Source organism: Methylomusa anaerophila, assembly GCF_003966895.1.
Lineage (GTDB): Bacteria > Bacillota > Negativicutes > Sporomusales > Sporomusaceae > Methylomusa > Methylomusa anaerophila.
This window is the reverse complement of record NZ_AP018449.1, coordinates 1360001-1382479: the sequence shown is the minus strand read 5'-3', so window position 1 is coordinate 1382479 and position 22479 is coordinate 1360001. Positions and strand designations below refer to the sequence as shown.

17 protein-coding genes, 1 rRNA gene and 1 other annotated feature (1 of these 19 running past the window's edge) are annotated in these 22479 nt (G+C 46.4%); of the genes, 11 read left to right on the top strand and 7 right to left on the bottom strand.

Going from position 1 to position 22479, the window contains the following annotated elements; genetic code table 11:
* Nucleotides 1–446 precede the first annotated feature (446 nt).
* The 3 genes from MAMMFC1_RS06000 to MAMMFC1_RS05990 all read left to right on the top strand — a co-directional run bounded on the left by MAMMFC1_RS06000 (nucleotide 447) and on the right by MAMMFC1_RS05990 (nucleotide 2816).
* Nucleotides 447–1685 (top strand): two-component system sensor histidine kinase NtrB, encoded by a 1239-nt coding sequence (locus MAMMFC1_RS06000; protein ID WP_158618664.1) that lies wholly within the window; start codon nucleotides 447–449, stop codon nucleotides 1683–1685.
* A gap of 262 nt (nucleotides 1686–1947) precedes the next feature.
* Complete coding sequence (locus tag MAMMFC1_RS05995) at nucleotides 1948–2529, top strand: helix-turn-helix domain-containing protein (RefSeq protein WP_126307345.1); 582 nt, start codon at nucleotides 1948–1950, stop codon at nucleotides 2527–2529.
* A gap of 119 nt (nucleotides 2530–2648) precedes the next feature.
* On the top strand, nucleotides 2649–2816 hold the full coding sequence (locus tag MAMMFC1_RS05990; protein ID WP_126307343.1) for a tryptophan RNA-binding attenuation protein: 168 nt from the start codon (nucleotides 2649–2651) through the stop codon (nucleotides 2814–2816).
* A gap of 60 nt (nucleotides 2817–2876) precedes the next feature.
* Here MAMMFC1_RS05990 and MAMMFC1_RS05985 read toward each other — a convergent pair whose 3' ends face one another.
* Nucleotides 2877–4139, bottom strand: coding sequence for an amino acid permease (locus tag MAMMFC1_RS05985; RefSeq protein ID WP_126307341.1), 1263 nt, complete (start codon nucleotides 4137–4139; stop codon nucleotides 2877–2879).
* A gap of 140 nt (nucleotides 4140–4279) precedes the next feature.
* Here MAMMFC1_RS05985 and MAMMFC1_RS05980 point away from each other — a divergent pair, with 140 nt between their 5' ends.
* Complete coding sequence (locus MAMMFC1_RS05980; RefSeq protein WP_158618663.1) at nucleotides 4280–5194, top strand: LysR family transcriptional regulator; 915 nt, start codon at nucleotides 4280–4282, stop codon at nucleotides 5192–5194.
* Nucleotides 5195–5378: 184 nt separating this feature from the next.
* Here the strand turns inward: MAMMFC1_RS05980 and MAMMFC1_RS05975 are convergent, their stop codons facing one another.
* On the bottom strand, nucleotides 5379–5714 hold the full coding sequence (locus tag MAMMFC1_RS05975; RefSeq protein WP_126307339.1) for a L,D-transpeptidase: 336 nt from the start codon (nucleotides 5712–5714) through the stop codon (nucleotides 5379–5381).
* A 403-nt stretch (nucleotides 5715–6117) separates the two neighbouring features.
* Between MAMMFC1_RS05975 and MAMMFC1_RS05970 the strand changes: the two genes are divergently transcribed.
* Genes MAMMFC1_RS05970 through MAMMFC1_RS05960 form a run of 3 tightly spaced genes read left to right on the top strand, consistent with a single transcriptional unit; the run spans nucleotide 6118 to nucleotide 10605 of the window.
* Nucleotides 6118–8046 carry a PrkA family serine protein kinase gene (locus tag MAMMFC1_RS05970; protein WP_126307337.1) on the top strand — a complete coding sequence of 643 codons (1929 nt, stop codon included), beginning with the start codon at nucleotides 6118–6120 and terminating at the stop codon, nucleotides 8044–8046.
* Between the two features lie 19 nt (nucleotides 8047–8065).
* The gene (locus MAMMFC1_RS05965) at nucleotides 8066–9301 is read left to right on the top strand and encodes a YeaH/YhbH family protein (RefSeq protein ID WP_126307335.1); all 1236 of its coding nucleotides are present in this window, start codon (nucleotides 8066–8068) and stop codon (nucleotides 9299–9301) included.
* Nucleotides 9298–10605: a SpoVR family protein gene (locus MAMMFC1_RS05960; RefSeq protein WP_126307333.1), complete on the top strand. Its 1308-nt coding sequence runs from the start codon at nucleotides 9298–9300 to the stop codon at nucleotides 10603–10605. The genes MAMMFC1_RS05965 and MAMMFC1_RS05960 overlap by 4 nt, the downstream gene beginning before the upstream one ends.
* Nucleotides 10606–10673: 68 nt before the next feature.
* On the opposite strand, the gene MAMMFC1_RS05955 is transcribed toward MAMMFC1_RS05960, so the two are convergent.
* A complete protein-coding gene (locus MAMMFC1_RS05955; protein WP_126307331.1) occupies nucleotides 10674–10994 on the bottom strand; it encodes a hypothetical protein in 321 nt (106 codons plus the stop codon).
* Between the two features lie 254 nt (nucleotides 10995–11248).
* On the opposite strand from MAMMFC1_RS05955, the gene MAMMFC1_RS05950 reads away from it, so the two are divergent.
* Nucleotides 11249–11704: a deoxycytidylate deaminase gene (locus MAMMFC1_RS05950; protein WP_126307329.1), complete on the top strand. Its 456-nt coding sequence runs from the start codon at nucleotides 11249–11251 to the stop codon at nucleotides 11702–11704.
* Here the strand turns inward: MAMMFC1_RS05950 and buk are convergent.
* The gene (buk, locus tag MAMMFC1_RS05945; protein WP_126307327.1) at nucleotides 11682–12782 is read right to left on the bottom strand and encodes a butyrate kinase; all 1101 of its coding nucleotides are present in this window, start codon (nucleotides 12780–12782) and stop codon (nucleotides 11682–11684) included. The genes MAMMFC1_RS05950 and buk overlap by 23 nt on opposite strands.
* Nucleotides 12783–12890: 108 nt before the next feature.
* Nucleotides 12891–13520: a manganese efflux pump gene (locus tag MAMMFC1_RS05940; protein ID WP_232035695.1), complete on the bottom strand. Its 630-nt coding sequence runs from the start codon at nucleotides 13518–13520 to the stop codon at nucleotides 12891–12893.
* Between the two features lie 243 nt (nucleotides 13521–13763).
* Between MAMMFC1_RS05940 and gyrA the strand changes: the two genes are divergently transcribed.
* Nucleotides 13764–16205: a DNA gyrase subunit A gene (gyrA, locus tag MAMMFC1_RS05935; protein WP_126307325.1), complete on the top strand. Its 2442-nt coding sequence runs from the start codon at nucleotides 13764–13766 to the stop codon at nucleotides 16203–16205.
* A 114-nt stretch (nucleotides 16206–16319) separates the two neighbouring features.
* Here the strand turns inward: gyrA and MAMMFC1_RS05930 are convergent, their stop codons facing one another.
* Nucleotides 16320–17498: an aminotransferase class I/II-fold pyridoxal phosphate-dependent enzyme gene (locus MAMMFC1_RS05930; protein ID WP_126307323.1), complete on the bottom strand. Its 1179-nt coding sequence runs from the start codon at nucleotides 17496–17498 to the stop codon at nucleotides 16320–16322.
* A complete protein-coding gene (locus MAMMFC1_RS05925; protein WP_232035694.1) occupies nucleotides 17495–17995 on the bottom strand; it encodes an Lrp/AsnC family transcriptional regulator in 501 nt (166 codons plus the stop codon). Before MAMMFC1_RS05925 ends, MAMMFC1_RS05930 begins: the two co-directional genes overlap by 4 nt.
* Before the next feature lie 54 nt (nucleotides 17996–18049).
* Nucleotides 18050–18266 (bottom strand) — a binding site (T-box leader).
* Nucleotides 18267–18533: 267 nt separating this feature from the next.
* On the opposite strand from MAMMFC1_RS05925, the gene ilvD reads away from it, so the two are divergent.
* Together ilvD and MAMMFC1_RS05915 are read left to right on the top strand one after the other, a co-directional pair.
* Nucleotides 18534–20192: a dihydroxy-acid dehydratase gene (gene ilvD / locus MAMMFC1_RS05920; RefSeq protein WP_126307321.1), complete on the top strand. Its 1659-nt coding sequence runs from the start codon at nucleotides 18534–18536 to the stop codon at nucleotides 20190–20192.
* Between the two features lie 758 nt (nucleotides 20193–20950).
* A 16S ribosomal RNA gene (locus tag MAMMFC1_RS05915) occupies nucleotides 20951–22479 on the top strand (it continues 22 nt past the right edge of the window).

The following is a 22479-nucleotide window of genomic DNA, read 5'->3' as shown; positions in this document are numbered from 1 at the left end:
ATTATTTACTGCCAAGTTTTTTGTTTGCAAATAAAATAAGTTTGTTTTCCAGGTATAATAAGGCCTCGTTGAAATAGATGATTATTTTTCTATTTCAACGAGGCCTGTTATTTCTTATCGTTTTTCGGGTAATGACCAACAAAAACATAAAAAAAATCAGTAAGCAAAAATATAACAATTAAATTTCAAAATCTTGTAAATTATGGAGGATTTTTTAAATTTATTTATAATAATATACTATAGAGTAATAAATTTACTATAGTACAAAAGGATTGTTATATAAAGGAGGGTATTGTGCTTTGTGTAGGAGTTGGTTGTTGAAAGTCCACACGATAATAAACATTGTCATTTTAATGCCAGTGCTTGCTTTCGGTTGGTATGCGATCAACAGAGGAACTCAGAATTTAGCTCATTGGATAATATTCTCGCTATCCATATGGTTATCCATGTCCGGGATAATCGCTGTACTTTTTATCTGGTTCGATTCGTACATCAGGCGGCTGGCGAAACAAATAGCCGACGAAAATGATGACCATGCTATTGTCCAGGAATTTCCTCAGTTATTACCCATCTTGGAGACAGTAATTCAACTGCGGAAAAAATACACAGACGAGGTGAACCGAGTGGAACAGCTGTTGGCCGTAAGCCCGTTTGCCGATGTTATCGATGCTTGTCCGGTAGCTATGGTAGCAGTTGATAGGGATTGTATCATTAGAGCATATAATGAGGCATATATGAGCCTGATTAAGGACTTAAGGCAGGAAAAAAGTAAGTTAATTGGGATTTCAATTGCCGAAGTGCGGGATGAGACCGGGATTACGTTGAAAGAAAGGCTGTTCGCAAATGTTTTTAAAGGAACAAGTGTTAAGGACAAGCAAATAAATATATTAGGCAGGAAATGGCTGGCAAGTGCAAATCCTCTTTGGGACAAAGAATCAGGCGAGGTTAACGGAGGTATAGCGGTTTTTTATGAGATAACGGAATATGAATATCTCCGGGAAGAGATACGCAGACTGGACCGGCTTAATATTGTCGGTGAAATGGCCGCCAGTGTTGCCCATGAGATTCGCAACCCAATGACAACGGTAAGAGGTTATCTTCAGTTTATGGCTAGGAAAAACGAAAGTGTCGAGTCTTATGAAATGTTAATCAGTGAGCTTGATAGGGCCAATGAATTAATAGAAGAATATTTATCCCTTGCCCGTAACAAACCGGTAGAGAAAAAGCTCAGCAATATTAACGACATCGTTCATTCTATCTATCTGTTACTCAATGCCGACACTCTAAAGCAGGGAATTCTCTTAAAATTGGAATTAGAACCAGATTTACCGGCACTGTTACTAAATGAAAAAGAAATCAGACAACTAATATTAAATCTCTACCGGAACGCGGAAGATGCTATTGATGGCAAAGGCAGCATAGTAATCAGGACACGAAAGGACGGAGAGTATATTTGTCTGGATGTTGAAGACACCGGCTGTGGGATTGCGGTATCTTGTTTAGAAAAAGTAATGAGGCCGTTTTATACCACGAAAAGGAGCGGCACCGGTATGGGTTTATCCGTTTGCCGGAACATTGCCGAGCGGCATAATGGTCAAATATTGATTAATTCGGTTATAAACCAAGGAACAACCGTGACAGTCTGTTTTAATCTAAAAAAAATAGAAATTTGTGATGATTTATGAAGTATAAATAAATAAAAATTTCTTTCTTATGTAAAATTTCAAAATTTTTTGCGTATTTATATGTTTATATGATTTATTGCAGTAAGATGATTATTTCTGATAAATATTGACTCATTCCTTAATATAGTATATTATTTTTCCGAATAGGGATATTGCATTTAATACTAAATTATACTATAATAATAGTTTTTATACTATAGTGTATATCACAATAGCGGCAGTCAAATATTGTCAGGGCCGACCATTATCAGGGGGTTGCGGTATGGCATTCGGAAAAAATGTAAAAATTGCTAGAATGAAAAAAAATATATCATTGCAGGAATTGGCAAGTCTTTCCGGTGTGAGTGTATCCATGCTTTCCAAAATTGAACGGGAAGAGAAAACACCTACTATCAGAGTAGCTGCTCAGATTGCCAAAGGTTTGCGGTTGCCGCTGGCTTATCTCATAGATGATGGTTTCCATAGCTGTGTGTCCATTGTTAAAAAAGACCAGCGGAAAGTGCTTTTTGATCCTTTATCCAATGTTGAAAGCCTTGTAGTTTCACCTGCCGGTGACTCTGATGCGATAGAAATACTTTTTTCTATAATGCCTGTGGGGAACGGTACCGGAACAATACTCCCACAAGGAGAAGGTGTTAGAAAATATATTGTGGTTCTAAAAGGAAAGTTGAATATGCTAATAGATTCAGATCGTTATGATTTGGAGGAAGGAGACTGTATGTTGTTTGATGCCAGTGTACCTTATGAAGTGTCTAGTAACGGGGATGAGGATGCGGAGTATTATTTGATTATAGACCGCTACGGGGCAAAGTTTGCTCCAGTCATTACCTATAATGAAAAATAGGGAACACCCCATATCTCCTTTTTTTAAGTTTTTCATAAAAATATACGATTATATATATGCAGGCTGTTTATTCATATGGACATATGCGGATCAGATGGTGGAAAGTTGGCGGATAACTTATGGATAAAAGGATTAATCTGGAAAAAGAATGTATGAGATGTCAGGGTGCAGGTAAAATAGACGGTAAAACCTGCGCTGCCTGTGAAGGCAAAGGTACGGTCCTCACCGAAGAGGGTAAAAAGATTCTGGAATATCTGCGAAACAGTATCCGATTAAGTGAACATTAACTTTTACAGCCGCTGCTATGCACAATAGCAACGGCTGTTTATTAAAGATAGAAAGCAGAATTAGGACCCTGCTTTTTTCCTTTTAGCGGCGTACCATCCAAATGCAGCTAATAGAAATGGATACAAGCCTGACCAGCCGGTAAATCCGAAAATCATGATGCAAACAATGAGCGACAAAATTGCCGATCCGCGGCCAATTCCTGGGGGCAATAGCTTGGCTGCCGATCCCATACCGATAATATATAACGCAATAAATATAGCGCTAGGAAATTGTATGATAACTTCAAGATCCAGCTGAAAATAAAAAATACTCAGCAGACCGAAAGAAAAAATAGGGATCAAAGCTAATAATACCCTATGAGGTGTCTGGTAAGCAGAATGAAGCGTAGAGAAATAAGAGGGGAAGTAGCCTTGCCGGGCTTGGGCGTAAACCAGTCGGGAAAATCCTGCCACATAGGTATGAATACTACCGTAGCAGGCAATAAAGCCGAGGACAGCGATAATTGCCCCGGTTGATGGCCCGGCGCTTTTATAGGCAATTGCCGCTAACGCCGCTACATTGTCCTGGCCTAAATACGCTCCTGTGCCGACAACGACAAAGGACAGCATAACATAGAGTATATTAATGACAAACAGGGAAATTCCCATACATAAAGCAAAGTCTCTGGCTGGGTTTTCAAATTCCTCAGCCAGATGGCCAATCATTTCCCAGCCGACAAAAGCCCAAAACAGTACGGTCATGGCAACCCCTACCGGACCCCAGCCATTGGGCGTAAAGGGTGTGAAGAATTGTTTATCAACATCCGGCAGAGCAGATAGAATGACAATTATCAATATTATGCCAATGAGAGCGACAATGACCATCTGCACTCTGCTGGACAAGTGAATGCCCCGGTAATTAAACATTAAAGCCATGGCCAGCATCATACCGGCGATTAAAGTAATTTCTAACGGTGTGGACGAAAAGTAGGACCCGATATAGCTTGCCCCGATAAGGGCAGCTATCGGCGCACCGATAGGAACTGTTCCTAAATACAGCCAGCCGGTAACTACACTGGCTGTTCTGCCGAAAGCGTGGTTAGCATAAGCGGCTATACCGCCGGCTTCCGGCCAATGGCTGCCAAGTTCGCTAAAGGCAAGAACCAGCGGTATAGTTAATAGGCCCATTATGACCCAGCTGACAATGGAAGCCGGTCCGGCGATTTTTGCTGCCAGGACGGGTAAAACCAACACTCCGGAACCCAGGACAGCGCCAATCGTCAATGCCACACCATGCATCCAGGTAATATTTTTTTTTAGAATAATACTTGTGCCTTGATCCATCAAATCCCTCCTGAAAACTGATTACAAACTCACCTTATCATACAGCCAGGAAATAGTAAAATCGAGGGCTTTGATGCAGTAATTCGATCTTTTTGATTTGAATGGATTTAAATAGGATTTATGATAGGAGAATAACATGGATGGAGCTTCGTCAATTAAAAACATTTGTTATGATTGTCCGCCTACGCAGTTTTACCAAGGCGTCCGATGTTTTAAATTACGCCCAATCTACCGTTACCAGTCAGATACAATCTTTGGAGGAAGAACTTGGAACCCTGTTGTTTGAACGGATAGGCCGGCAGGTGCAGTTGACAAAAGACGGTGAAAGCTTGCTTCTATATGCCGAACAAATCGTAAAATTGGCCGATGCGGCCAAAGACGTCCTGACTACTTCCTCCCACCCCCAGGGTACTTTAAGAATTGGAACACCGGAGTCTTTTTGTTTGAACCGGCTGCCGGAGTTGATTAAGGATTACCGTTGGCGTTACCCGGAAGTCGAAATTAAGTTAAGTTTTGGAATATGCTGCGATTTTCTTAAATCTGTGCGAAATAATAATGTAGATTTGGCTTTCTTTTACGATGAAATACTTGAAGACAGTGATTTAGTAGTGCATGTCCTATATGATGAGCCGGTTTTAATTTTGGCCTCGCCGCAGCATCCCCTGGTGCAAAAAAAGAGGATTACATTTCAAGACTTAAACGGGCAGTCTTTGATCCTTACTGAATCAGGGTGTCGCTACCGGGCCCGGTTTGAGAAGGCAATGAGCAATGCTAAAGTCCAGCCGTGTACAACATTGGAAATCAGCAGTGTCGAAGTGCAAAAACGGTTTACCATGGATAATCAAGGGCTGGCTGTTTTATCGAAAACTGCAGTGGACAACGAATTAGCTCAGGGCTTGCTTACTGCTTTGCCTTGGGCAGGACCTTCTTTTGACGTGAAGGTTCAGCTTGTCTATCATAAGGATAAATGGCTGTCCCCGGCTTTAAAAGCATTTATTGACTTAGCTTGCTGTACTTTAGGTAACAAGCCAAGGCTGCTGCGATCTGGCTTTTGAAATATTGCCGGGAAATAAGCCGCCTACCATTGACGCGGGATTATATTAAGAAAGTATCTGTTTAGGACGGCGCAGGACAGCCTTATTAACGCTTCGCTTAACCTCCGCTAGTATAATAAGGCTGTCCCTTGCCTTGCCGGTCGTCAAAAAGATGCGTTAACATTTTTCTTATATCAGGACGCCTTTACGGTACAATGACCACCGGTGTCCCAATAGGCACCAGCCGGGCCAATTCCAGCACATGCGGGTTGTACATGCGCACACAGCCCTTAGATACCATACCGCCAATGGATGATGGGTTGTTGGTGCCGTGAATACCGTAATGAGGCACGCTAAGACCCAGCCACATAACTCCGAAAGGTCCGCCCGGATGAGGTTTTTTGGTCGCAATTGCAAATCTTCCGGCAGGAGTGCCGGACCCCGCCTTACCCACCCCCACCGGATAAGAGCGGACAATTTTGCCATTGCTATATAAAAAAAGCTGTCGCTGCGATAAAACAATCTTAATCGAATAGGCCACAATTATCCCCCCGGTATCATGTTATGATCGTTGTATTCAGATAGTTATCCGGTAGTTATCCGGGAAAATGCAAGTTTAGAGGCTAAGAATCAGGGAATAAACTGGCTATTCAAACAGATCATTTGTCCATGAAGCCAGTGCCAGTTCTGTTGCGGGCGCCAGTCAGGTTAAAGAAGCTAAGCACTTAAAATAAATATTGTGAATTGTCATGCGGCGAGGATTTATAAGCCTTGCTGTATTTTTTTTTGTGGTACACGCCCATTTTTAAAGATTGGCTAATAAATTAATAAAAAAGGATTAATATTTTCATTCAGATAACAAGGTAAATGAGTATGCCTTATCAGCATTATATTGCTACCGCGATAGAGCGGCCACCAATCCCACGTAAAAGGAGGGTGTAATTTTGTTAAAATTTGATTTTGAAGCAATGATCAAGAGTGATCGCGAAGAGCGCAAGCATTACAAGTTTGAGGGAACATTCCTGGATTATCTGGCTATCGTCAGAGAGAACCCAAGATTAGCTGTGCTGTCACATCAGCGAATGCATCAATTGTTAACCGACCCTGGCATTGAAACAATTAAGACGGAAGAAAACAGCCGGCTTAAACGCATTTACGGCAATGATACCATTAAGCGTTATGAATTTTTTAAGAAGCAATTTTTTGGCATTGACAAAAGCATTATGAAAATTATGCGCTACTTTCACTCCGCCGCAATGCGAGGAGAAGAATCACGCCAGGTATTGTATTTGGTAGGACCTGTGGGGGCAGGAAAATCTTCCATAATGGAGGCGTTGAAAAGATCTCTGGAGATGAGTCCGCCTATTTATGTGCTTCAAGATTGCCCGATGCGGGAGGAACCTCTTCACCTCTTACCCAAACATTTAAGGCCCCAATTTGAAGAAATGCTGGGTGTAAAAATTGAAGGAGAATTATGCCCCATTTGCCGCTATCGTTTGAAAAATGATTATAACGGTGAATTTGAAAGTTTCCCTGTTACCACTTCCGAATTTTCCATTCGCTCCCGTAAAGGTATTGGGGTTGTACCGCCGGTTGATCCCAATAATCAGGATACGTCGGTACTATGTGGTTCGGTCGATATATCAAAATTGGATCTTTATCCGGAAGATGATCCGCGTGTTTTGTCGTTAAACGGTGCGTTTAACGTAGGCAACCGGGGACTTGTAGAGTTTATCGAAGTATTTAAAAATGATGTGGAATACCTTCATACCATGATAACCGCAACCCAGGAAAAATCCGTTCCATCACCCGGTAAAGGGGCCATGATCTATTTTGACGGCATTATTCTGGCTCACTCTAACGAGGCGGAGTGGAACAAGTTTAAATCCGATCACACCAACGAGGCCATTCTGGACCGGATTGTGAAGGTGGAGGTGCCGTATTGCCTTGAGTTGGAGGAAGAGGTAAAAATATACCGGAAAATATTAAAGGGCTCCAGCTTTAACGCTCATATTGCCCCGCATACCATTGAGGTGGCTTCCATGTTTGCCATCCTGACCCGGTTGGCTCCTTCCTCTAAAGTTGACCCTCTAACCAAACTAAAGATCTATAATGGCGAAGAAATTGTGGAAAAGGGATCCACCAAGAAAATCGATATTTTCGAACTCAGGGATGAGGCGCCCCGGGAAGGGATGACTGGTATTTCCACGCGTTTTATCATGAAAGCGTTGGATACCGCGCTATCTGAATCAGAAAACAATTGCATTAACCCCGTCGCGGTAATTGATACCATGGTTAAGTCAACTAAGGAACTTACCGTCAGTGAAGATGATAAGAAGCGTTACCTTGGGTTTTTACAGGATACTATAAAAAAAGAATATAACAAGATTCTGGAAAAAGAGGTCACCAAAGCCTTCATCCACGGCTATCGGGAGCAGGCGGAAAGCTTGTTTAACAATTATCTGGATCATGCGGAGGCTTTCGTTAATTTTACCAAAATAAAAGACCCCAATACCGGCGAAGAATTGGAGCCGGATGTCCGCTTTCTTCAGTCAATTGAGGAACAAATCGGTATTACCGGCACTGCTGCCCATGGCTTCCGCCAGGATGTGACGTCTTATATGTTTTCCGTCATGCGCAACGGCGGCAAAATTGAATATTCCAGCTATGAGCCTTTAAAGGAAGCCATAGAGAAGAAGCTGACCGCTTCGGTAAAGGAATTATCCCGTATTATCACCAAAGCCAAGGTGCGGGACCAGGAGCAAGACACCAAATACAACGCCATGGTGGAAGCAATGAAAGATAATGGCTACTGTGACAATTGCTGCAATGTGGTGTTAAAATATGCTGCCAATAACCTATGGAAGGACTGAGCGGCGCAGGAGGTAATATATGGCCATCTTTAAGGAAGGACGCACCGGCCAGTCAGACCGGTCTCAGTACGACCGCAAACGGCACAGGGTATTGGTGGAAGAAGCCATCCGCAAAAACCTGGGGGATATCATTGCCGACGAGAGTATCATTGGGCAGAGCGGAAGCAAGAAAATTAAAATCCCGATTCGGGGAATAAAGGAATATCAGTTTATTTACGGCAAAAATAATGGCGGTGCTGCCACCGGTGCCGGGCAGGAGCAGCGGGGACAAGTGGTAGGCAGAACGGTTGGCCAGCAGGAAAAAGGACTTGGTCAGGCAGGTAATGAAGAAGGGGAAGAAATTTATGAGACTGAAATCACAATGGATGAAATTATTCAGTATATCTTTGAAGATTTGAAGCTGCCGGATCTAGAACAAAAAAGATTTTCTTTACTGGAAACCGAGCGCAAGCTGAAAAAATCAGGTTACCAGCGCAAAGGAATTCCGCCCCGTCTGGCCAAAAAGCGTACTATCATTGAAAAACTTAAGCGACAGCAGGGCCTGATTAGAGAAGGAGTTTGTACGGAAGAGGAAAGCCCGGATAACCATATGTACAGCGAACAAAACAGTGCAAGCCGCAAAGTAAGGGAACGGGTGCCTTTTCGTGAAGACGATCTGCGATACCACCGGGTTAAACCGGAAGTCCGTCCTTATTCTAATGCCGCTGTTATTTGTATTATGGATATATCCGGTTCTATGGACCAAAGCAAAAAATATCTCGCCCGTACTTTTTACTTTCTGCTCTATCAGTTTTTGCGCTGGAAGTATGAGAAAGTGGAAGTCGCGTTTATTGCTCACACTATAGTTGCCAGAGAAGTGAATGAACGGGAATTTTTTCATCATGGCGAGTCAGGCGGGACCATGATCTCCAGCGGCTATGCCAAAGCGATAGACATTATTGAGCAGCGCTATAACCCGTCGGTTTGGAATATTTATGTCTTTCATTGCACAGACGGCGATAATTGGACGGAAGATAACCCGAAAGCAATTGAGCTGGCCAAGGATCTGGTCAATATGTGCAACCTGGTAGGCTATGTGGAGATTTTGGCTAATTATGGTTATGGTGTCACCATTCGCCGTGAATTTGAACAGCAAATCAAAAGCGACAAATTTATCATGGTTAACATGGGTAAAAAGGAGGATGTTTGGCCAGCCTTCCGCCATGTTTTGGAAAAAGAGTCGGACCTGGCTTTTGAGGACGGTGGGGATTCATGACAGCATCTTATGCTCTCAAGGAACTTACTTGGTGGAATGAGAAGATTGAGGATCTGGTACGGCAGGCGGGACTTGATTGTTATGAGCAACAGTTTGAAATTTGCGATTATGAAGATATGCTGTGTTATGAAGCTTATGTCGGCATGCCTTCCCACTACCCTCACTGGAGTTACGGCAAAGCGTATGAACGTCAGAAGACGTTTTACTCTTATAACTTAACCGGTCTTCCTTATGAACTTGTCATTAATTCCGATCCTTGTATCGCTTATCTGATGAAAGACAACAGCTTGCTGCTGCAAATTTTAACAATGGCTCACGTTTACGGACATAACGATTTTTTTAAGAACAACCGGCTGTTTAAAAACAATACCCGTCCCGAACTGACGGTAGAGATGTTTAAGACTCATGCCGACCGGGTGCGGGGATATGTTGCCAATCCAGGTATTGGACCGAAAGAGGTTGAGAGAATTTTAGACGCCGCCCACGCTCTCAGGTTTCAGGTCCGACGACTGGGAAAAGGAAAACCTCCTGACCGGAAACAGCTGGCAAAGGAAAAAAGCGAGGGCGGCCCAGTCCCCGAACGTCTGCAGAATGACCTTTTAGGGTTTATCATCGAGCGGGGTAAGCTGAGTGACTGGGAAAAGGACCTGGTCAATATTGTCCGGGAAGAGACTTATTATTTTCTGCCCCAGGTAGAAACAAAAATCATGAATGAAGGTTGGGCCAGTTACTGGCACTATAAGCTTTTAAATCAGCTTGGTTTGCCCCAGGGACTGCATTTTGAATTCCTGCAGCGGCACAATATGGTGGTTCGTCCCCATGAAGGACGGATTAATCCCTATTTTATCGGTTTCAAAATGTTTGAATATCTGGATAAAACATATGGCTTAGAAAAAATTTTGGCAATCCGGGAGGAAGACAGGGACCAGGCTTTTTTGCGAAGATACCTAAATCAGGAGTTATGTGAAGAGCTTCGCCTCTTCAGCTACCGGATCCGCGGCGTGGATATTGTAGTTTCCGAAGTCGCCGATGAAGCCGGATGGAAGTATATCCGCGACGAGTTGGCCAATTCGGTGGGACTGGGTACGGTGCCGCTGGTTAATCCCCTTACAGTGGAAAACGGGAAACTTGTTTTGGAACACGTCTATGACGGACGGGAACTGGAGATGACGTACGCCAAAGAAACAATAAAATATGTTGTTGACCTGTGGGGTGATTGCGCCGAAATACAAACGAAGCTAAACAACCGGAATAAGGTCATACGCTGTGGAATGGATAAACTGGTTTGTGTCTGGGATATGTAAGGGAAGGAGAGGGTTAGGCTGCAGGCCTAACCTTCTCCTTTACATGGTGATAACATACGGTAAAGTACTTAATTGCCAGTTGTAGCGGTATTGGTTTCATCAGCGCAGATACCGTTAGGACCGATGGATACAATTTCATTCACATTAATTCTGACGACGTCGGTAGCTTGATAAAGCGAAGGAGTTATGGCTACTAAAGTGCCGCTATCCGTTAAGAACATAGCGTCGCATCTGAGTTCCAGTACAATAAATTCCGGCTGAGAACAATTTTTTCGTTCATCATCGCGGGTCCTCCTAATTCGCCCTTGAAATACAATGCGGTGTTCCGTCAGCACATTTACGGCTCCGGCGAAGTTACTAAGAAATCCGTTGTCTTCCCAACGATTCATATTTTTTCCTCCTAAACATCTAAACATCTTTACATCTTTATTGAATAGCTGCCTGATATATAATATTCAACATATTATGTAAAGGTTCTAGAATCGTCCTATAGGGACGTTTTAAAGACAAGGAAGATATGTTATTTTCGTATTTAATGCTGTGAATTATCAGGCTATAAGCTATAATATACAATATATGATATGAACTAAATTTGCCGACTTTAACTGCGAAATAGTTTAAGTCGCTGAAAGGGAGGCTTCGATTGAAACCGGGACTTAAAAGACCTGAGTGGACAGATTATTTTCTCGATATTGCGGCTGTAATATTAACACGGTCAACCTGTCTCCGGCGGCGATACGGGGCGGTAATTGTCAAGGATCATATTATTGTCTCCACAGGCTATAACGGTTCGCCCCGGAGCGAGGAGAACTGCATTGACCGGGGTACCTGCCAGCGGGACGAACTTGGCATTCCGGCGGGAGAACGATACGAACTGTGCAGTGGTGTCCACGCCGAGCAAAACGCCATCATCAATGGCGATCCGATAAAAATGAAGGGCGCCACTATTTATATCGCCGGCTTCAACGCTGACGGCTCACCGGCTTGCGGCGCTCCCTGCCTTTTGTGCCGCCGGATGATAAAAAATGCCCAGATTGAGACGGTAATTTATGTGGATGCCGACGGAAGCAAGAAAATCATACCAGCGAAAGAGCTTTAACTGCTTCTCCGTAATACTCTTTTGCTGTCTCTTGGCCGGTCAAAACGCGATAGGCTCCTTCGGCCAGAGCTTGCAATTCATTTTCGCCGGCCAGGACAATGACCGGCGCCAGGAAGCCAACATATTCTTTCAGTTTTTCCGTAAGGATCCGGGCGTGAGCAATGCCGCCGGTGAGAATGATGCCATCGACTTTGCCCCATACCGGCACAGCGGCGGCGGCAATAGACTTGGCAATGCCATAGATCATTGCGTCGTAGACGTCGGCCGCCATCTTGTCGCCCTCTCGGATGCGGCGTTCTACTTCCCTGGTATCGTTGGTGCCGAGATGAGCTACAAGACCGCCTTTACCGGCTAGCAGTTTAGCGATATCATTGTGATCAAGCTTGTTGTCCAGCACCATCGCAGCGAATTGCCCGGCGGGTAAGGTACCGGCCCGCTCAGGGGAAAAGGGTCCTTCACCATCAAGGGCGTTATTCACATCAATTACTCGACCGTGGCTATGGCAGCCGACAGAGATGCCGCCGCCCAGATGAGCGACAATCAGGTTTAGCTCGCCGTAGGAGCGGTTGAGGCTTTTGGCATATTTCTTGGCAACTGCTTTCTGGTTAAGAGCGTGAAAAATGCTTTTTCTTTCCAGCTCCGGGCGGCCTGTCCATCTTGCTACCGGGGCTAGTTCGTCAACAACTACCGGGTCCACAATGTAGGAAAGACAACTGCCTTGTCTGGCAATCAGGTCAGCGAGAATAGCGCCGAGATTGCTGGCATGAACGCCGTAGCGGCGGTTTTTTAGGTCGTTAAGCATCGCCGTGTTGACGCGATATGTGCCGCTGGCCATTGGCTTTAATAATCCGCCTCGGCCTACAACTGCGGCCAGATCCGTGGCTTTTACGTCTTGGGCGGCCATAAAAGCATTAATTTTTTCCAGGCGGTATTCGAGTTGGTCGGTGATGTCCGGAATTTTGGCAATATCTTCAGCGCTGTGGTTGATATTCCGGGCAAATATTTCGGTGGTGCCATGGTAAAGGCCAATTTTTGTTGAAGTAGATCCCGGATTAATTGCAAGAATTTTGTACGGCATGCTACGGCCTCCCGCTGTCTTTTTTCTGATATTATTTTATTATTGTAATAGCGTACAAAAAAAGCCGGTATTTACCAGCCAGGTCTTATTCACCCAGTCTGACCGGTATTATACCAGACGGAACAGTCCTAACAAGATTAAGATTGTGCCGGGAACATACGGAAACCTTTTTTTTATTTCTTCGGGTACAAAGCGAGCGGCGCCGTAGCTGCCGAAGGTTATCAGACCGATTTGTATCAGGCCCATAATTACCGGTGTGTGGAGGGGCAGTGGTTTAATCAGCGATGCGGCAAAGGCCGCGATCATATTATCAATTCCCAGCGCTAAACCGAGAAACGTCGCTTCTGAAGATGAAATGGATTTGGAGTGGTCGATATCGGCGGTTTCCGGATCAGCCATAATGTTAATCACAATCCGGCCAATACGAAAGGTTAGCTTATTATCTGAACTATTTGGCGACAGATTGCTTTTTGTAATATATTCATTCAGGATGTTCCAGGCGCCGATGGCAATCAACAATAACGAGCCAAAGGAAATAGCCAGGTGCGTGTTTATAGATGACCCGAGATAATTGGCAAGTATGGTTGCAGCTAAGGTACAGGCGCCGGTAATTAAACCAACAATTGCTAAAGAGGTCCAGGGAATCCTAATGGATTTTATTCCATAGGCTACACCGGCGGCAAAAGAGTCCATGCTGACTGCTAATCCCAATAACAATACATAAAAAGTATCCATCATTGACTTTTCCCCTCCCAAAGTATAACTAAATAATAGTTTGGCTCATATGAATATTGCTCTATGTGTGATAAATTTTGCCAGCAAGTTAACCCAGTTATAACTCTCTCATTTTAGTATATGGCACAAGCGAAAAACGGTTACTTACCGCTAATTCATATATTTTATGTAAAATATCCTTAGTATGCAGGATATTTTTCTCTTTGTGGGGAAAATATAACAAGATGTTATATTTGAGGTGGTAACGTGGATTTTGGTCTAGGTAAGGTAATGCCTATCCGTTTGGAAGAGGAAATGAAGCATTCCTATATCGATTACGCTATGAGCGTTATTGTTATGCGGGCGCTGCCTGATGTCAGGGATGGTCTTAAGCCGGTGCACCGGCGTATTTTATATGCTATGCATGAAGCCGGGATGGCTGCCAACAAGCCGTATAAAAAGTCGGCCCGTATCGTGGGGGAAGTTTTGGGTAAATACCATCCCCATGGCGACAGTTCAGTATATGACGCCATCGTTAGAATGGCGCAGAATTTTTCCAGCCGTTATATGCTGGTGGACGGCCATGGCAACTTTGGCTCCATTGACGGCGACTCAGCGGCAGCCATGCGTTATACTGAGGTTCGCATGTCGCGAATCGCGGAAGAGATGTTAGCTGATATTGAGAAAGATACTGTCGACTTCGGACCCAACTACGACGAGTCTTTGAAAGAGCCGTTAGTATTGCCGGCTAAGATACCCAACCTATTGGTCAATGGTTCAGCCGGTATTGCCGTGGGTATGGCCACCAACATACCTCCCCACAATTTGGGGGAAGTGGTGGATGGCCTGGTTATGATGATCGACAACCCTGCCGTCACCATTCAAGAGCTAATGATGGCTGTAAAGGGACCGGATTTTCCCACAGGCGGTCTGATTTTAGGCCGTGAAGGCATAAAGCAGGCATATATGACCGGCCGGGGCGGCGTCAAAATGCGGGCTCAGGCCCGCATCGAACGGATGCAGAACGGCAAGCAGCGCATATTGGTTACCGAAATCCCTTACCAGGTCAATAAGGCGAGATTGATCGAAACCATCGCTGCCCTGGTGCGGGATAAGACAGTTGACGGCATAACCGATCTCAGGGACGAGAGCGATCGTACCGGCATGCGCATTGTTATTGAACTTCGACGGGATGTTAACCCGGACATAATCTTGAACCAGCTTTATAAACACACCCAGATGCAGGAGACCTTCGGCGTCAATATGCTCGCTTTGGTTAACGGGCGGCCCAAGGTGCTGAATCTGCACGAGGTTTTGCAGCATTATTTGGCTCACCAAAAAGAAGTTATTATTCGCCGCACCAAGTTCGAACTAGATAAAGCCCGCGCCCGGGCTCACATTTTAGAAGGTCTCAAAATCGCCCTTGATCACCTGGATGCGGTGATCTCGACCATTCGCCAGTCGCAAACGCCTGAAATAGCCCGGGAAGCGTTGATGGCTAAGTTTAACCTGAGTGAAAAACAGGCGCAGGCGATTTTGGATATGCGGCTGCAGCGTCTCACCGGTCTTGAGCGGGAGAAAATTGAGATGGAATACAAGGACATCCTGGAGACCATCGAATGGCTGGAAGGTGTGCTGGCCGACGAGCACAAAGTCATGAACATCATCAAAGAAGAACTCCTGGATGTAAAAAAACGTTTCGCCGATGCCCGCCGGACGGTGATTACCAGCGATATTTCCAAACTGGAAATGGAAGATCTGATAGCCGAAGAGGATGTGGTCATTACTCTTACCCATTATGGCTATATCAAGCGCCTGCCTGTTGACACTTACCGCAGCCAGAGACGCGGCGGCAGGGGAGTGACCGGCATGGGAACCAAGGAAGAAGACTTTGTCGAGCAATTATTTGTTGCAACAACCCACCATAATCTGTTATTCTTTACTACCCGCGGCCGGGTTTACCGGCTCAAAGCCTATGAAGTTCCTGAAGCCGGCCGTACCGCGAAAGGCACCGCCATTGTCAATTTACTGCAGGTTGAAAAAGACGAAAAAATCACTGCCGTTATTCCGGTAAAGGAATTTGTCGCCAATCGTTATTTATTTATGGCGACCCAAAAAGGCATCGTAAAAAAATCAGAACTGGTTGAGTTCGATACTGCCCGTAAAGGCGGCCTGAACGCCATCAATCTGGATGATGACGATGATCTGATCGGGGTTAAGCTGACAAGCGGCGAGCAACATATTATTATGGGAACGCGGGACGGCAAGGCAATCGTCTTCCCGGAAACCGAGGTACGGGTTATGGGACGGACCGCTCACGGTGTCCGGGGCATAAACCTTGAGGCCGGCGACGAAGTTATCGGGATGGACACCGCCAAGAAAGATGGGGAAGTTCTGACGGTGACGTCCGAAGGCTATGGCAAGCGCACCCGCATTGACGAGTACCGGGTTACCGCCCGGGGCGGTAAGGGAGTTATCAACATAAAGCCGAAAGCTGCCGAAAAAATTGGCCACGTTGTCGGTATTAAGGTTGTCATTCCCGGACAGGAACTTATGCTGATTACGAGTGAAGGTATTATTATCCGCATGGAGATGGATACTATATCGGTTACCAGCAGAAGCACCCAAGGCGTTAAGCTGATGAAAACCGGTGAAAACGATAAAGTTGTCGCTTTGGCGGTAGTAGAGAAAAAAGCAGACAACGATTAAAAAATATTAAAAGCCCCTTGTCTCATCTGAATTCACAGGTGACAAGGGGCTTTATCCAAGGATGAACAGGCAACAGGGCACCGGTGAAGTTAGCAAGATTGGCACCCGGATACACTAAAACCGCTTGCAGTCCAGTTTTCTGACGAACCGGCCGATACGTTCCAGCGCCTCTGAGAGTTGAGCGATGGAAGTGGCATAGGAGCAGCGGACAAAGCCTTCGCCGCTTTCGCCAAAAGCGTTGCCGGGCACTAAGGCAACTTTTTCAGCCTTTAATAACTCTTCGGCAAACCTGAGGGAATCGATACCGGTATGAGCTATTGACGGAAACAGGTAAAAGGCTCCTTTCGGCTCAAAACAGGGGAGGCCGATTTGCCGGAACCCTTCAAGCATAAACCGGCGGCGGGCATTGTATTCGGAAACCATTTTCACAACATCGGCTTCACCTTTTTTCAGTGCCTCTATAGCTGCGATTTGGGCCATAACCGGGGCGCACAGAATGGTATATTGATGAATTTTAGTCATGGCGGCGATGAGGTCAGGGTTAGACAAGGCGTAGCCGATTCGCCAGCCGGTCATGGCATAGGCCTTGGAAAAACCGTTTAACAGGATGGTACGGTCGCGCATTCCCGGCAGGGAGGCAAAGCAAGTGTGTTCGCCCTCGTAGGTTAACTTGGCATATATTTCATCGGCAATAACAACCAGATCGTTCTGTTCTGCAAAGCGGGCGATCTTTTCCAGTTCCGCTTTGGGCATGACGGCGCCGGTCGGGTTGTTCGGGTAGCCGATAAGCAAAGCTTTGGTGCAAGGGGTGACCAATTTGGCGAGTTGTTCAACTGTGACGCGGAATTCGTTTGCCGCTGAAGTGGGAACAGGAATTGGTACGCCGCCCGCAAGGGTTACACAGGCCTTGTAAGAAACATAGCAGGGCTCGGGTACCAGAACTTCGTCGCCGGGGCAAAGCAGGGCCCGCATCGCAAGATCCAATCCTTCGCTGACACCAACAGTTATCAATATTTCCCGGCGGGGATCGTAAGTTATATCGGCTTCGTTATAAACCAGGCGAGCGATTTCTTCCCGTAATTCCAATAATCCGAAGTTCGATGTATAAGCGGTATAGCCCTTATGCAGGCCATGTATGCTGCTTTCCCGTATGTGCCAGGGAGTGATGAAGTCGGGCTCACCTACCCCCAGGGAAACAACCCCTTTCATTTCGGCGACAATGTCAAAAAAACGCCGTATGCCGGAAGGGGGCAGCGACCGGACGGTGGGAGACACGCGTTCGGCCCAGTTCATGGCGATACCGCCAATCTATGATCTTCCTCCCGGTCGTCCAAAATAACGCCGTCTTCTTTATAGGGTTTCAGCATGAAGTGAGTTGTGGTACTGACAACGCCATCAATGGTCGCTAGTCTATGGGCGACAAATTTCGATACTTGTTTAAGGTTGGCGCCTTCCACCATTACCAAAAGATCGTAAGCGCCTGACATCAAATAGAGACTGCGTACTTCCGGAAAACGGTAAATTCGTTCGGCAATGGCGTCAAACCCAACTTCCCGCTGCGGCGTAATTTTAACGTCGATGACAGCCGTCACCTTTTCAATGCCGGCTTTTTCCCAATTGACGATGGTCTGGTGTTTAACAATAATATTTGCAGCTTCCAACTGTTTTATGGCTTCCGCCACGTCGGACCGGGGCGCGTTTAATGTTAGCGCCAGATGTTCTATTGACAGGGTATTGTCTTTTTCCAATAGTTCCAGCAGCGCGCTTTCCATGCTTTTCTTTTCATACATGCTTAAATAGCCTCCTTTTAAAATAAAAAAGTTAAAATAAAAAATTCCCGTCCAGTAAAGGACGAGAATAGTTTTCCCGTGGTACCACCAATTTTAGCCGCTTGGCTCGCTTTAAACTGTTAACGCCAGGTAACGGCAAGCTTAATATCCGAAAGGAGTTGCGCTTGCAGCTCACGGAAGGCGTTCGCCGCGGCTATTCCGCCGGTTTTCACCTAATCCGGCTCTCTGGAGGAGTTTTACGCACGGGTACTGTTCCGATCATTGCCATAATTATGAAATTAATGATTAATTGATATTTTATCATAAAAACTGCATTATTTTCAATAGGCATTTTCAATGATTGTGTATCCCTGACAGAGGAATAACAGAATAAAGGTTGAATATACAATTAAATGTTAATGGGCAGACTGCGCTGCAAGTAATAATGTACTCAATATTTGGACAATGTGCAGGCGATAACCGCAGTTGAGCTATATACTCCATTCAGGTTGACAGCAGACTACTAGCTGCGAAACTATTTTGGACGGGAGAGACAGACATGACATTAAAGAGCAGTATTGTAAAAAAAGGTTCCACAAGAGCCGCCCACCGGTCATTATTTTACGCCATGGGTTATACTCCGGAAGAATTGGATAAACCCATGATCGGCGTTGTGAATGCTTTTAATGAAATTATTCCCGGACATATGCATTTGCGGGATATAGCTGAGGCCGCTAAAACAGGAATTGCCGCCGCCGGCGGCATGGCTGTCGAATTTCCGGCCATCGGCATTTGCGATGGAATTGCTATGGGGCATGAAGGGATGAAATACCCGCTGCCTAGCCGGGAGCTAATTGCGGACTCTATTGAGGCGGTCGCGGCCGGGCATGCGTTTGACGGTTTGGTGCTTATTCCCAATTGCGATAAGATCGTTCCCGGTATGTTGATGGCGGCAGCCCGTTTGAATATTCCCTGTATTGTCATAAGCGGCGGTCCGATGATGGCCGGACGCTATCAAGGGCGGGACATCAGTGTAAGCCTGATGTTCGAGGCGGCCGGACTATTTGAGGCCGGCAAAATTACTGCCGCTGAACTTGCCGCTATGGAGCAGTCCGCTTGTCCGGGCTGCGGGTCCTGTGCCGGTTTATTTACCGCCAATACCATGAACTGTTTAACGGAAGCCCTGGGTATGGCCTTGCCCGGCAACGGCACCATTCCTGCCGCCCAGTCCGGAGCGCGGCGCATGCTGGCTAAACGAACCGGCTCCTTGGTTGTCGACTTGGTTTTAAGGGAAATTAAGCCCAGAAACATTATGACGATGGAAGCTTTTAAAAACGCAATTGCTGTTGATATGGGAATTGGCGGCTCATCCAACACCGTTCTTCATTTAACGGCTATAGCCAATGAAGCGGGGATAGAACTGCCGCTACCCCTGTTTGACCAAATTAGCGCCAAAACACCTTATATAACTAAAATGAGCCCTGGTGGCAGCCTGCACCTTCAGGATTTAAACGAGGCCGGGGGTATTTCAGCGGTGCTGAAGGAACTGTCCAAACACGGAATTATCCATATAGATGCCATGACTGTCTCCGGTACGTTGAAGGAACGGATACAAGACGCCGCGATCAAACGTCCGGATGTAATCAAAACTGTGGAAGCGCCCTATCGCAACACGGGCGGTATTGCCATTTTGAAGGGAAATTTGGCTCCGGAAGGTGCAGTCGTGAAAGAAAGTGCGGTTGCGGAAGATATGCTTCAGTTCCGTGGACGGGCACGGGTGTACGATTCGGAAGACGCCGCCATTGCCGCTATTATCGGCAAACAGGTCAAGGACGGCGACGTCGTCGTAATCCGTTACGAAGGGCCCAAAGGCGGTCCTGGTATGCGGGAGATGCTGAATCCCACCGCGGTTATTGCCGGTATGGGCCTAAAGGTAGCCCTGCTGACAGACGGCCGCTTCAGTGGTGCAACCCGCGGCGCCTGTATCGGTCACGTTGCGCCGGAAGCCATGGACGGCGGGCCGATTGCGCTCATTCGGGAGGGTGATATTATCGACATCGATATACCGGCAAGGAGTCTGAAGCTTGATGTAAGCGACGAGGAACTGGCCAAACGCAGAACCGCGTGGTCGCAGCCTAAGCCCAAAGTGAGCGGGGGGTATTTGGCCCGATATGCTAAGCTGGTGACGTCGGCCAGCAAAGGGGCAGTATTAAAATAAGTTTAGCTGCATTAAGTAGGGAACTGCTTATAAACCGCCATCTGCGTCGTTGCTCCTGCGATCCTCGCTCCGACGTACAACCCAGTACGCCTGCGCTCCGGTTCTCGTCACGCCTCGCACCTGACGATTTCTAAGCAGTTCGTGGCAATTGTTAACTGGGAAGATACAAGTAAAATTGTATTAACGGGATTTTTGGGGAGACTTACAAGTCTCCCTTTTAGATGTATATAAGATATACAAGGATTTTTCAAAATAGTATGAATAATTATTGACATAGCGGGCATAATATGGTACGATAGGTGACACTCCCCCCCTTTTTGAGGTATAATCTTCCTCAAAAAGATTGGTTGACACATAGAATAATACATGATACTATATAACAGTCGCCACTGATGGCGGCAAGAACTTACAACAGTAACAAAATAAAGATGTTGACACAGAATAACTGATGTGTTAATATATAATAGCTGTCGCCAATTACGATAACGGAATACGGACAGCGAAAGAGTGCTCCTTGAAAACTGAACAATGTAAGATAAATACGCCAGATGTGCGGTGCTCAACGAGCACGAACAACAAGTTGGATGGAAAGCATCCAACACCAAAAATTTCTGATGATATTGAGCCAATAAAACGGCTCCGAATAATGTAGTCACACTGTGACTTTGAATGTTGCCTACCTCTTCTGACAAAGCGAGTCAATTCGCTTATGGACGAGTTCTAGGGTAAGAACATTCATCTGTTACAGACGGCATACTTTATTGGAGAGTTTGATCCTGGCTCAGGACGAACGCTGGCGGCGTGCTTAACACATGCAAGTCGAACGGGGAGTTAGCAATAACTCCCAGTGGCGAACGGGTGAGTAACGCGTAGGCAATCTGCCTTCTAGATGGGGACAACACCGCGAAAGTGGTGCTAATACCGAATGAGATATAAGAGATGCATATCTTTTATAAGAAAGGTGGCCTCTGAAGATGCTACCGCTAGAAGATGAGCCTGCGTCTGATTAGCTAGTTGGTGAGGTAACGGCTCACCAAGGCGACGATCAGTAGCCGGTCTGAGAGGATGAACGGCCACACTGGGACTGAGACACGGCCCAGACTCCTACGGGAGGCAGCAGTGGGGAATCTTCCGCAATGGACGAAAGTCTGACGGAGCAACGCCGCGTGAGTGAAGAAGGTTTTCGGACTGTAAAACTCTGTCTTGAGGGACGAACGTATTATAGGTAAAGAATCTATGATAATGACGGTACCTGAGGAGGAAGCCACGGCTAACTACGTGCCAGCAGCCGCGGTAATACGTAGGTGGCAAGCGTTGTCCGGAATTATTGGGCGTAAAGGGCGCGCAGGCGGGTCTTTAAGTCGAAAGTCTAAGTGCGGGGCTCAACCCCGTATGGGCGTTGGAAACTGGAGACCTTGAGTGCAGGAGAGGAAAGTGGAATTCCCAGTGTAGCGGTGAAATGCGTAGAGATTGGGAGGAACACCAGTGGCGAAGGCGACTTTCTGGACTGTGTCTGACGCTGAGGCGCGAAAGCCAGGGGAGCGAACGGGATTAGATACCCCGGTAGTCCTGGCCGTAAACGATGGGTACTAGGTGTAGAAGGTATCGACCCCTTCTGTGCCGGAGTTAACGCAATAAGTACCCCGCCTGGGGAGTACGGCCGCAAGGTTGAAACTCAAAGGAATTGACGGGGGCCCGCACAAGCGGTGGAGTATGTGGTTTAATTCGACGCAACGCGAAGAACCTTACCAGGGCTTGACATCGATTGGAACATTCAGAGATGGATGCCTCTCTTCGGAGACAAGAAGACAGGTGGTGCATGGCTGTCGTCAGCTCGTGTCGTGAGATGTTGGGTTAAGTCCCGCAACGAGCGCAACCCTTATCCTTTGTTGCCAGCGCGTAAAGGTGGGAACTCAAAGGAGACTGCCGCAGAGAATGCGGAGGAAGGCGGGGATGACGTCAAGTCATCATGCCCCTTATGTCCTGGGCTACACACGTACTACAATGGGCTTCAACAGAGAGAAGCGAAGCCGCGAGGTGGAGCCAAGCTCACAAACAAGCTCTCAGTTCGGATCGGAGGCTGCAACTCGCCTCCGTGAAGTCGGAATCGCTAGTAATCGCAGGTCAGCATACTGCGGTGAATACGTTCCCGGGCCTTGTACACACCGCCCGTCACACCACGAGAGTTGGAAACACCCGAAGCCGGTGAGGTAACTGAAAAGAGCCAGCCGTCGAAGGTGGGGCCGATGATTGGGGTGAAGTCGTAACAAGGTAGCCGTATCGGAAG